Annotated in this window: 7 protein-coding genes, 1 tRNA gene and 2 pseudogenes; 6 read left to right on the top strand and 4 right to left on the bottom strand. The window is 63.2% G+C overall.

Annotated features, from left to right (window positions below):
- The first annotated feature begins 1 nt into the window (after position 1).
- On the top strand, positions 2 to 796 hold the full coding sequence (locus AB0C27_RS10215; protein WP_357840751.1) for a hypothetical protein: 795 nt from the start codon (positions 2 to 4) through the stop codon (positions 794 to 796).
- Positions 797 to 1,114: 318 nt separating this feature from the next.
- Here the strand turns inward: AB0C27_RS10215 and AB0C27_RS10210 are convergent, their stop codons facing one another.
- Entirely contained in the window at positions 1,115 to 2,206 is a 1,092-nt protein-coding gene (locus AB0C27_RS10210; RefSeq protein WP_357840748.1) for a pentapeptide repeat-containing protein, read from the bottom strand.
- A 927-nt stretch (positions 2,207 to 3,133) separates the two neighbouring features.
- Here AB0C27_RS10210 and AB0C27_RS10205 point away from each other — a divergent pair.
- From AB0C27_RS10205 to AB0C27_RS10195, 3 genes and pseudogenes are all read left to right on the top strand, one after another.
- A pseudogene (locus AB0C27_RS10205) lies at positions 3,134 to 3,568 on the top strand (transposase); the annotation flags it as partial.
- Positions 3,569 to 3,619: 51 nt separating this feature from the next.
- Complete coding sequence (locus tag AB0C27_RS10200) at positions 3,620 to 4,780, top strand: IS30 family transposase (RefSeq protein ID WP_357840745.1); 1,161 nt, start codon at positions 3,620 to 3,622, stop codon at positions 4,778 to 4,780.
- Between the two features lie 195 nt (positions 4,781 to 4,975).
- The gene (locus AB0C27_RS10195) at positions 4,976 to 5,740 is read left to right on the top strand and encodes a hypothetical protein (RefSeq protein WP_357840742.1); all 765 of its coding nucleotides are present in this window, start codon (positions 4,976 to 4,978) and stop codon (positions 5,738 to 5,740) included.
- A 221-nt stretch (positions 5,741 to 5,961) separates the two neighbouring features.
- On the opposite strand, the gene AB0C27_RS10190 is transcribed toward AB0C27_RS10195, so the two are convergent.
- Together AB0C27_RS10190 and AB0C27_RS10185 are read right to left on the bottom strand one after the other, a co-directional pair.
- Positions 5,962 to 8,598 (bottom strand): hypothetical protein, encoded by a 2,637-nt coding sequence (locus AB0C27_RS10190; protein WP_357840739.1) that lies wholly within the window; start codon positions 8,596 to 8,598, stop codon positions 5,962 to 5,964.
- Between the two features lie 11 nt (positions 8,599 to 8,609).
- Positions 8,610 to 8,804, bottom strand: coding sequence for a hypothetical protein (locus AB0C27_RS10185; protein WP_357840736.1), 195 nt, complete (start codon positions 8,802 to 8,804; stop codon positions 8,610 to 8,612).
- A gap of 205 nt (positions 8,805 to 9,009) precedes the next feature.
- On the opposite strand from AB0C27_RS10185, the gene AB0C27_RS10180 reads away from it, so the two are divergent.
- Positions 9,010 to 11,664 carry an AAA family ATPase gene (locus AB0C27_RS10180; RefSeq protein WP_357840733.1) on the top strand — a complete coding sequence of 885 codons (2,655 nt, stop codon included), beginning with the start codon at positions 9,010 to 9,012 and terminating at the stop codon, positions 11,662 to 11,664.
- Positions 11,665 to 11,742: 78 nt separating this feature from the next.
- A tRNA-Arg gene (locus tag AB0C27_RS10175) sits at positions 11,743 to 11,818 on the top strand.
- Positions 11,819 to 11,857: 39 nt separating this feature from the next.
- Here AB0C27_RS10175 and AB0C27_RS10170 read toward each other — a convergent pair.
- Positions 11,858 to 12,169: pseudogene (locus AB0C27_RS10170) on the bottom strand (hypothetical protein); the annotation flags it as partial.

Genomic DNA, 12,169 nt, shown 5'->3' with positions numbered 1-12,169 from the left:
CGTGATCCGCCTCGGCGAGCAGATCCTCGAAGACCTTGGCGAAGCCCGAACGAACAACACTCTCACGCGGTGGCTCGCGCATCACACTGCCGGACTGATCCAAACCGCCGATCGGGCCAAGGCTGCTGGCGATCAAGACGCAGCCGCCCGAGCTTCCGATGCTCGCACAGCGATCCTTCAGCTTTGGGATCACCGCTCGGCCTGGCCCTCAGGATGGCCTCCACCCCGCGCTGCCAAGGTCGTCGAACTCCTCGATGACCTTCCTGACCTTGACGCTTCACCCTGGCAGCAAGGCAACATCCTCGATCAGCTCCAGAATCTTCACCACCGCATCTTGGCCGCACTCGTCGACCTCATCATTGCCGGCGAGGAGGACCTCGAGCAGAGTTGGCTCGCCCTGTTCGGCGACAAGCTGACCCCGGACGAGGTTGCAGTTCTCAGCCGGGCCGCTACCGCCGAACAGCGCCTCAGTAGGCTTCACGTCTGGACAGGACAACTGGCCCGTCAATCCCCTGCCGCCCCTGCGAAGACAACCGATGCTGATGTGAGCGACGCGGACGGTGCCGAACCTTCCCCACTTCACACGCTTGCGATCCTTGCCCGTCACTACCGTCAGATCATCCTCAACCTCCTGTCTCGTGTGGGGAATGACTCCACACGCGAGGGCTCCAGCGCCGACAGCGAACCTGGTGCAGCTCCATCAGAAGAGGCCACCGATGTCGACGCTGCAAAGCGTGAAACCAAGCCCTTCCGGGATGAGCGAGTACACAACTCTGGCCAGCGCGACGACCATTGATTCGAAGCAAGATGGCAGTCGCCCTTCGGGGTGCGATTAGGTATCGACCGAGAGCTCCCAGCGGCCAGCGCATCCTGCTCGCATGGCGGTACGGATGCTGACTCAGCGTCAGCTGATGTTTCTGGAGCTCAGCGCCGACATGACGCAGCCGAGCAATTGCTCGAAGCGCTGGAGCTGTGTACGGCTGATGACCCACCGCCGACGCGAGAGCGCTCCCTGCCATCCGGCGAAGATGATGACTGAGGCGAACGGTGTCGTGTCCGGCAACGACGTGGGCGGAACCAGGAAAGGCAGGGATGAAGAAAGAAACTGTAGCGGTCAGTCTAGTTCGGTGGTCGCCTGGCGCCGGGACATCTTGCTGAACGTATACTTCATCCTTCGCTCCTTCTGCAAGGCTTTGAATTCTTGCTCCCGCCCTTCGGGGACCCGCACAACCGTGGCCGTCCCATCTCCCTCTAGAAGCTCTCCCCAGCCCGCAGGCCAAATGTTCAGCAAATGCTTCGCCGCGACGCTAACTCCATGAAGATTGAGATCTTCCTCGGAAGCCGACACACCCAAAAAGCTTACAATATCACCGAACTTTGCCAGCTCGAAAGTTGTGTCCTTAAACTCAGCCTCCGCAAATCTTGCATCCCAGGCTACTCGCATTTGAGTGAACTCGGCGGACCATAGAAACGAAGACCCGTGAAACGAGACAGCGCCACGGAAGTCGCAGGACACAAAGCTGGCACGCCCAAAAAAGCGACAATCATAGAAATTGGAATCATACTCGAAAACAGACCTCCCAAAAAGCGCCGCCCCGCGAAAAATTACACCCGCAAATGAGGCGCCTCCACAAACCTCACTCCCGGAGAAATAAAAGTCGCCGTTCAGGTGCGCACCTTCGAAAGACAGACTCTCTTCGACTAGTAGATCTTGCAGCCAAGTGTCACCTCTGAGATCCGCGTTTCTGAAGCAGGCCGACATGACGTGGGCGTGGCTCATATCGAGGTCTTTCAGCAAAGCCCCTTGAAGGTCGATCTCCATATCTTCCCAGAAGGTGCTAGGCCGATCTTGACCATACTTCCGCCGAGGCCAGGCGATGTGGCGGGCGATGATTCTCTGCGCCAAGATGTGTGCATCATCTACGTCTCGCCGACGGCCATCATTTCGAAGGTAGCGGCATATGGCTGAGATGACAGACCTCCTCATGCTGGTCGAATTCTCGCCCACTTTTTCGAGGATTTCCAAGGCACCCGCACGAACATGCACATCGTCGCTGGAGAGGAGGGAAATGGCCTGGAGATATAGGGCTTGGTGCGAAGCAGATGCCGACTCATGGGTTTCATGGGTGCGCGCTGCCGGTTGCAACTCTTCTGTGGATCCCAGCGACGTTTCCTCTTGGAGCGCCCTCCTTCGCTCAGGACGCATCGAGTCACGTACAGGACGGTGACTTTGATCGGATCTCATCCGAACATCCCAGTCCCGTGCCAACGGAGCCGGTTCGCCTGCCCACCCGGCCAAGGTGGCGCCCACCCTGACCAGCTGATCTAGGTCACGTGGTGCTGCGACTCCCGTTGCCCACCCGTTCAAGGTCGAATATGGAACCTCTGATGCCGCCGCAAGTTTCTTCTGACTCACCCGCCCTGGACTCCGAACAACGGCCTGATCCCACAGACGCGCCAACTCCGCTAGCACGCGAGAGGTCGACCCTAGCGGGCGAAATGTCGTCACGGCACCCGTCTCCCTACCAAATGTCCGTACCAGATCCGGAACCGGCCGGAACGGCCCCTCGCTCACCAGCAGAGTAGGCTCAACGATCCGGATCTATCCGCCATACCTTCAAGGAAGGCTCCGGCCTCGGTTCCATAGAGCCATGACACACACCAACGACGCCGAACCCGAGACTGACGCACGGAAACACCGTCCCAGGACCCAACAACGACTCCGTCGCACAGTCACCTTCGCACTTGCTCGCGGTGCCGCGCATGCCACCGGTGCAGGCCTCATCAGCCTACTATTCTGGTGGATCACCCACCGCTAGAGTCAACGCCGCCCAGTTGCAGGGGACGGCCGGGGGTATCACTCTAGGTGTGTAATTGATCACCAAACGTAGATGGAAGTCTGCAACGATCATTCACCATCTCGGGGGAGAACACGATCATGTCCACGACACGGGGAAGAGCCGCGCTGGCCGCGGTGGGGCAAGACGGACGCGATGACGCATCGGCGCTGCTGGGGGCGGCTGCTCATCATGGCGGGGAAAAATCCCCCCAGCGTGACGGCGAGGTGCCGTTGCGGGACCTGCTCGGCGATCAGGTGCTGGACCTGCTGCTGGAGCGCTCCCGTGACGGTGCGGGCGGGCTGCGGCTGACGGGTGAGGGCTCGATGCTGGGCGAGCTGGTCAAGGCGGTGCTGGAACGCGCGCTGGAGGCCGAGCTGTCGTCCCATCTGGGCTATGGCAAGCACGAGGTGGCCGGCCACGGGAGCGGCAACTCCCGCAACGGCAGGATCGGCAAGACGGTGCAGACCGGGGTGGGGCCGGTCCGGCTGGCCGTGCCCCGGGACCGGGCCGGCACCTTCGAGCCGGTGCTGGTGCCCAAGCGGGCCGGCCGCGTCTCCGGCGGCCTGGACGATATGATCATCAGCCTGTACGCGCACGGCATGAGCGTGCGTGACATCCAGCACCACCTGCGCCAGATCTACGAGGTCGAACTGTCGCACGAGGCCATCTCCAACATCACCGACGCCGTGCTGGAAGAGGTCCGCACCTGGCAAGCCCGGCCGCTGGAGGCCGCTTGAGTTCTAAGGGTGGTTGCGAATGTCGCAGAAAGGGACATTCGTATGCCTCGCTGGGCTCACAACAAGATGCCGACGGTCACCAAGAAGCGCTACTTCGAGCTGTTGCGGCAGGGCTACAAGGGTGCAGCGGCGGCTCGCGTTGTCGGCGTGTCGACGAGCTGTGGATCGCTGTGGTTCCTCGATGCTGGCGGGATGCTCGTTCCTGATCCGGGTCCTGTCTCGCCGCGCTTTCTCACCCAGGACGACCGCATCGCCATCGCCGATGGGGTGCAGGCCAAGCAGAGCGTCAAACAGATCGCAGCCGCCATCGGCAAGAGCTTCCAGAGCGTGTATCGGGAGATCAAACGCAACAGCAAGCCCGATGGCCGCTACCAGCCCTGGTGGGCTCATAACCAGGCGCTGTTGCGCAGAAAACGACCCAAGACGGAGCGGATCCGCGCCAGCCGGCCGTTGCGCGCCCTGGTACGCGAGAAGCTGAGCGACAAGTGGTCGCCGCAGCAGATCTCGCGCTTCCTGCAGCGCACCTACCCCGCCCAGCGGGACATGCGGGCCTGTCCGGAGACGATCTACCGGGCTCTGTTCGCCGGCCTGCTCGGCCGCAAGCCGGGCAAGCTGCGCACCGGCCGGACCCGCCGCAAGCCTCACCGCCGCGGCGTCCCGCATCTCAACAAGATCAAGAATATGACGTTGCTCGCCCAACGGCCGCTCGAAGTCAACGAACGCCGCACCCTGGGACATTGGGAAGGCGATCTCATCATCGGCCGTGGACAGGGCTCGGCCATCGGCACGCTGGTCGAGCGCGTCACCCGCTACATCCGGCTCATCCACCTGCCCCACGGCTGGAAGGCCCCTCAGGTACGCAACGCGCTGATCACTCAAACCGCTGACTTTCCTGAGGCGCTACGCCAGAGCCTGACCTGGGACCAGGGACGGGAGATGACCCTGCATGAGGACATCGCCGCTCTGACCGGCTTCCGGATCTACTTCTGCGACCCGCATTCGCCCTGGCAGCGCGGCACCAACGAGAACGCCAACGGCCTGCTGCGGCAGTACTTCCCCAAGGGCAGCGACCTGTCCCCGCACACCGCCCGTGACCTGCGACAGGTCGCCCAAGAGCTGAACCGGCGACCCCGCCTCGTCCTTGGCGACCGCACGCCGGCCGAAGCCATGAGAACATGGCTGACACAGACCTCTACCAGGTGATTCGCAACCACCGCTGGAAAGCACCGCCGCTATGAGCAAGTTGTCGAAGCGACCCGTCGGAACCGCGGCTGGCGACTGCAGGCCAACCCCGGACGGCGACCTATCCCGTTTGACGCGCATCTGCATGACCTGCGCGTCTGGGCGCGTCATGTCGGGCTGCTGCGAGGGCAACGCAACCGCAGCCTTGAGCACGCGTTGTGCACGCTCCGGAACACCGCCGCCCACCCCAACTGCTTCTACCTCCTGACCCCGGTCGAAGCAGCGCGCACAATCTCCGACGTCGCAGAGTTCATCAACCAGCTCTGGGGACAAGCGACGCCGGGCGGGCATCTATATCCGGCGCCGATGGAGCGCGTCGTTACTGTCCTCAGCTGGGAGCGTGAGAACGCGGCGATCACGCCTGTGCAGTCGTTGCCTCTCCAGAATTGGGACTATGGGCCCGGTTGGCGGCACGCCGTGATCCGCTGTGTCCTCGACGACCCGGACCTAATGTTCTTGGACAGCCGCTACGAGTCAACGCGGTTTCCCTCAGAGGTGCTGTACGGGCCGGCAACCATGTCACGCACCCTTACGTGGCTTCGCAAGCATGCTCCCACCGACGACACGTGTGACATCCTCGACCGCACCTTCTTCGTGCGGGTGATCGGTAGGAGCGTGTACCGACCCATTAGTGAAGAGAGAGCCCGGTCGCTGCCGCCAGCCGACCATGACGGCCACTGGTACAAGATCGTGGCTGATACCCCTGGCGACGCGCTCTCCCATGTTCAGCACTTGCAGACCACGGCGACGCCCAGCAGAACGGGCCGCCCTTGCTCCCGCTGCCCAGCTATGACACTCGGCCATGGCCCGTATGCCCGCATCTTCGGAACGATCACGTCGATGCGTTCCTCCCCCGTCGCCGTCGTCCGGACCCCATTGGCACTGCCGCATATGCTGCCCGTCCTTTCGGAGCGTCGCTGACGGTGACGGATAGGGGACATGTGCGAGATGATCTTGTAGAGAATGCACACTGCGCGTTGCGTTAGTGCAGCTCGGTCGACATGTCAGGGCCGTTATAGCCGCGCATTTCTACAGGGGATGTCTGGCACCACCGAACGTGATGATTTGCCAGGGGACCGGACCGTGGAACCTACATCGCCATCAGCCGATGGCACTGTCGGCGCCCTCTCAAGCGCTACTTCTTAACTAGATTCGGAGACGGTCGACCCGTCGAACGTCAAACCCCGGCGCGAGATCGCAGCCGCCTCCTCCGTACGGTCCGTTCGTGTCAACATGAGCACGAGAAGGGGCAGGGATTCGGCGTTCCCGCAGGACACGACGGCATCGCGCAACAGGCTCAATGCCTCTTCCGTCCGCCCCGCGTTAAAGAGCAGCACGGCGGCCCGCCGCACCGAGTCGGCTCGGCCTGCCCGCGAGGCTGCTCTCACCATGTCCACAACTTCCTCAACGTATCCGCCCTTGAGGAGCCGCCGCACGAGCTCCTGAATCGCCGCATCGACTCCTTCCGCCGCCGCCGAACGCAGCAGCCGATCGGATTCCTCGTCCCTGCCGAGGTCGCGTTGCACCTGCGCCAGCAAGTAGTGGGCCTTGGCACCGTGGTGTCCAATCCCAGCCTTTAGGACCTCGACACACGCCTCGCGCCTGCCTGACTTCGTCAGCAGGTCGGCGAGAGCCGAGAGCGCCTGATAGTCGAGATCGACCAAGCGACGCAGGAGATGCTCGGCTTCGGCCTGGTGGTCGCCCTTGAGCAGCAACTCCGCCAGCAGCAGGCCAAGGCTCGGATCCTTTTCCGGGGCGGTTCGTACATCGTCAAGGACCCGAAGGGCCCTGACCCTCATGGGCTCATCCTCGAAGTGGCCAGCCAGTTCCTTGATCGCCTGGTTGAACTGGCCGGCCATCATCCGCCGTCGCAGCCGCTCGCCGTCAATTCCGGGCCGCCTCTGGCGCAGCAGGTGCAGCAATGCGCTCATTGCCTCGGGGAACGCCGTGGCCGCCCTCATGTCGCGTTCAAGCAGCTGCCACGTCGACAGTTCAGGCTGGCGACGGGTTGGCGTCACGACCGGCTGGCTGTCGAGGAGGCGCCTGATCTCCTCCGCCTCGTTCGTCCGGCCGAGGCGTTGGAGGAGGATGAACAGCAGCCTGGCGGCGGATCGGTCTCCCCTTTGGAACGCTGTCCGGAGCAACTGTTCGGCTTCTCGCTTCTGTCCGCCGTTGTGCAGCAAGATCGCGAGTTCGCGTTCGGCCTGCGGGTTACCGTTGGCGGCCATGCCACGTAGTGCCTGCTCTATCTCCGTGCCGCGGCGTGCCCGCCGTAGCATGGCGAGCAGTAATCGCTGCGCATGGACGTCCCCAGAGTCGGCGGCTTGCCGAAGCACATCCTCAGCTTCGCGTGACTTGCCCATCTGTCCCAGCAGCCGCCACAGCTGCGACCACGTGGAAACCCTGCCCTGGGCATAGGACGCCCACCACAATGCGAGCGCCTGGGGGTAGCGTCCACGGCCGGAGGCGGATGCGCCCAAACGCTCAAGGTCGTCCGCATCGCCGGTATGGACGGCCAGCGCTCGCCACATCTCGTCGGAGACCGGCGAACAGCGACGCGTCTCACGGCCCTGCTGGTGAATGAAGTCCGCGAGCACGTAGCCTTCGACGCGGTTCTCCGCTCGCGACGTCGCCGTCAGGAGAGAGATGCCTCCTCTGAGCGGCTCGCATGCGTACCCCAACGAGTCCTCGAACCATCTTTGCGGAGCGGCCGCACGTTGCGGCCCGTTCAGCGACGCAGCACTGAGCTTGCGCAGCAGTTCGACAGACAGCGGGCTAAGGTGCCCCAACCGGCGTGCGTCGATCGCGGCGTTGACGACCGCCCGTTTGTACGGGTCTGGAGCATCCTCCCATCGGCTCATGAGATCGGGCCCGCCGGACAGGGTCTGTGTGACCCCGTATCCGTTGTCCAGTGCCGTCAGGGCGGTGGCCAATCGGGAATCAAGCTCGGCGGTCTGGTGCGCGTTCTTCAGCTCGGCAGGCGTGAACGCGTCTCGGACGGAGATCTTCGTCGCGATTTCCAGCAGCGCCCGCACCTGGTAGTGAGGATCGGGCGTGCCCGGGCGCGGTGTCCTGGTGTAGGTGAACCAGTATTCGGGCCACATGGAGCCGATGGCGACGACTTCCGAGGTCACGGCGAGAAGACGACGTATTTCCGCCGCAGCGGCCTCACCATGGTCATCCTCGAAGTAGATCTGGCTCTCGTTCAACCACAAGACGGTGCGCGGCTCGACTCCTCCTCCCAGAGTGGCCAGCAGGTCTGTGGCGTGTAGGGGATGCAGAAGCCTCCAATCAGGCAGGCATCTCGCGATAGCCTCGTAGGCGCTGCGTGTCTTTCCGGTCGAAGAAGTGCCGACCAGCATCACAAGTGCGGGCGGTTCCGGGCTGTCCAGGACGTGCCGCAGGAGCCGATCGTGGTCGCGCTGCACGTACGTCGGGAGCTTCTGGGACAGTTCAGGCCTGTCAATGGCCGGGTCCAGCGCGATCGCCGGATGCACGCCCAAGGCGATCGGATCGCTCTCCTTGACGGTCGCCGTGGACACGACCGCGGCAGGCGTACCCTCTGGGGCGCTGCTGTCGGCGGGGCGGGACTGCGCGATCTGGCTCACCAGGGCCGCCCCGACGAGCAGAGCGGTCACCGTCCAGGTGAGCGGGACCCACCACCACGCCTCTATCTCCACGGTGCTGGTCGCCAGGTTGCCCATCAGCCCGATCGCCACCGGAATCGCGACCATCGCCACTGGCGACGCCGCCCAGCGTCTCCGGCCGTCCCCGCCCATGTGACTCATCATCACGGCGTGCTACCCCAATGGACAACAAGCCCCGGCAAGTCGAGCGAACAGGCGGCCACGATGTCGGTGCGGTCGGGGTCGGTACGAGCCAAGGCGAGCAGGACCAGCAGGGTCTTCCTTGGCGTTCCACATGGCGAGAAGGGCATGCCGATGCGGTCGAGCATGCTCGCCTCCATCCAGACCAGCATCACCAACGCCGGCTCCGAAGTCGCCAACCGCGTCATCAAAGCGTCGCCTGCGACACCTACGGCTTCCGCACCGGCCAGACCAAACGGCTACGCTCCCGCTGCGCCGGCACCAGACGAAACCGAGGGCGCCCTCCACTCCGCTTACGGTGCCGTCACGGGCACTCAACAGCAGACCTTGCACAGTGGACTCTGGTCGACGTATGGAGGACATATGAGAAGCATCGCCTTTGTCGACCGGGTGGAACACGTGGGCACACTGATGGAGCTGACGGAAGACGTCTGCCGAGGGCAAAGCCGTGCTCTTGTAGTCGAAGGTCCACTCGGGATTGGTAAGTCCGCCCTCCTTGATGAAGTCGCACGTCTAACAGAGTTACGCACCGCGGAACCGGCTCTCCGGGTGATTCGCGCTAGGTGTCAGGCATTTGTCGGTGAGGCCAATGCCTATGGGCCAGTGATGGCTATCTTTAATGCTCTTCATCCGCCGAGGGCCGCCCGGCGCATCAAGTATGCGACTGTGCAGCATCTACCGGAGCTCGTAGGTTCTCTGCCTATAGTGGGTCCAGCCCTTGCAGCCGCGGCGCAGATCACCCAGTCGGCCATTGACTCCGGTTCTGTGCAGGGGGACAGTTTGCTGCCGTACCGGCAAAGCCTCGCCCATGGTCTTGCGTCGGCATTGGTGGATGCTCTGGTTAAATCTGGGCCGACATTGGTGATAGTCGATGATGTGCAGTGGATCGACCCCAGCAGCCTACTTGTCTTTGACCATTTCATCGAGCAGTTCTGGGGTCATCCGGTGGGCGTTGTACTGGTTCATGAAACGGATCAGGACAGCGGTCCACCAGCCGAAGGAGCAACTATCAGGGAGTTCCTCGACCGGTGGCAACTGCGGGGGCGCCTGGAGCAGATCACCCTCGGCGGTCTGCCGGACGATGCCGTGGCGGAACTCGTACGCCTTTACCATAGCCAGGATATCGCCCCGTCGATTTCGGCCTGGCTAAGCCAGCTCACTGGTGGGCGACCTGCCTATGTCACTCAGTTCCTGCCATTGATCGGTACCGATGGCGGGCTCGACGGCCCACTGCCAGACGCCTTGCGTCGAGCAGTTCGGCAGCCGTTGGCAAGCCTGGAGACCTCTGACCGGGAATTGCTGGTCGTGGCTGCTACCCAGGGATCCACGTTCCTAGCTCCGCTTGTTGCCCGAGCGGCCAATCTAGAGGAACAGGAGGTCCAGGACAGGCTTCATTGGCTCTCCCGGGAGAGTGGGCTTATCACAGCGGCGCCGAATCCCGACTGGGCGCCCCCTGCCGACTGCTATCAGTTCAACAATCTTCTTCTTCAGAAGGAGCTGTATGCAGAGCAGAGCCCCGGCCGGCGTCGGCAACGTCATACACGGATCGCCGAAGGGCTAATGGCACTCGGCTATGAGCTTCCTTTGGAAGCCCGGCTCGATTGCGTCCGCCACTTCCGTTCGGGCGCCCCGCATCCAGCCTCTGGAGCTGAGCACCTTAGACTGGCCAAGGATGTGGCAGTCAATGGTCTGTCCTTTGCGGAGGCGGAGAAACTCTGTCGCTTCGCGGTCCACGAGATCGAGCGTCTGCCAGAGCGATCCTCTCACAGGGACTCTCTGATGGCGCAGGCCGTAGAGCTCCTCCTCAACCTCACCGAGATCCACTGGCAGGCACGGCGGCGTACCAAGGGCGACGACCTGGAAGGTCTAGCTGCACAGGCAGAGGAGGCGGCTCGCCGCTGCGGCGACCCTGCCCTGGCGGCCCGCACGGTCATGCTTCATGGCAAAGTCCTCCTCCACACCCAGGGACTAGTGCCTTCACTGGACAGGCTAAAGCTAGCGGTGGAGCTCGCCCGAGACACTGATGATTCTCTAGCACTCTTCGTCGCCCTCGCCGAGTACGGACGTCAGCTGCCAAAGCGCGATTTGATCAGCGGCCTCACGGTGCTCCGGGAAGCCCAACAGCTCTACGAGACCGATCCCCGGCTACGCAACTTGTCCGATCCCGTCCTTCGCCACGCCCACAACCTCACCGACATGCAGTTAGGGGTGAATCTCTTCGATGCGGGGGATTTTGGGACGGCACTGGTACACCTCACCGCATGTGTGGAACACCTCCGCGCGGACCCGCTCAATGCAGAGCTCCCTATCGCGCTCAACTACCTTGCTCAGCTGCACTCAGCCATGGGGGATGCAGACACGGCGGAGAACACCCTACGGGAAGCTCTTTCCTTCGAGGAGGCCCGCGGCGGGCCCAGCGGCTGGCACGCCTACAACAGCGCCCTCCTCGCTCGGCTGATGGCACTCGACCCAGCCCGCAGGCACGCCTGTCAGCCGATGCTTGCGGAGGCATGGCGGGAAACCGAACAAACTTGGCTGCTCAACCTCGTCCCCATCGTCCGTAACCTCTACGCCGAGGTGCTACTTCTGCTTGGCGACACCGATCCAGTCCTGCTGGACCAGGCGCTGGAACTGGCCGAAGACACCATCAAAGAGACTCGGCGAACAGGCATGATCCGGAGTGAGATCGCGGCGCTGTCCCTAGTCAGCAGGATCCGTCATCTGCGTGGCGAGACTGAGGCCGCCGCAGCATTGGCCCGAGATGCCGTCGACATTCTTCGGCGGATGGGAGACCTACCCGCGCTACGTACGGAAGAGGTCCTCCACCATGCTGCAGAGGTGCTGGAAGCCGTTGGCGACGACCGGGAGACTGTCATGTGGCTGCGCGCCGACGTCCAGGGCCGTATACGACGTATCGCCGATAGTCTTACAGATTCAGCGCAACGAGCCCGTTACCTGCAGCAAGCCTTGCTCAGCCAACAAATTCCCACCCTCGACGAGCAGCCGCGCAGGACATGATGTGGTGATCGCTCAACACGCGCGGGACATACGCGGGATGATCAAGCGAGCCGCGAGAGCCTTCCAAGGCATCACTGCAGTTCAAACTAGGTAAACATACAGTTTGATCCGCGCTCTCCTAAAGCGGGTGCCGCAGGTTCGAATCCTGCCGGGGGCACTCTGTGATGTCTCAGGACATCGGAAACCCTCGAACCTACGGGTTCGGGGGTTTCGTCTTGCTGGGGTTTGCCTGAGGTTGGTAATCGCGGCTGGGGTCGAGGATCAGCTCGCGCAGGAGTTCCCCGGTGATGGCGTTGACGACACGGACGTGCAGGTCCTCGATCAGCATGATGACGTGGGTTCGGGCGTGGGTTCGTCCGATGCCGAGGTGGTGCAGTCGGCCGTCGAGTCGGAGGGTGACCACGCCGGAGGGGTCGATGCGGTCGTGACGTACGCGAGCGTGGGTGTCGGCGTCGCGGCTGCCGGCGGGCAGGGCCTTGGGCGAGGCGGTGTAGGCCGTTGCCGG

Source organism: Nonomuraea sp. NPDC048882, from assembly GCF_040649755.1.
In the GTDB taxonomy this organism is placed as follows: domain Bacteria; phylum Actinomycetota; class Actinomycetes; order Streptosporangiales; family Streptosporangiaceae; genus Nonomuraea; species Nonomuraea maheshkhaliensis.
This window is presented reverse-complemented; position numbering and strand designations above follow the sequence as displayed.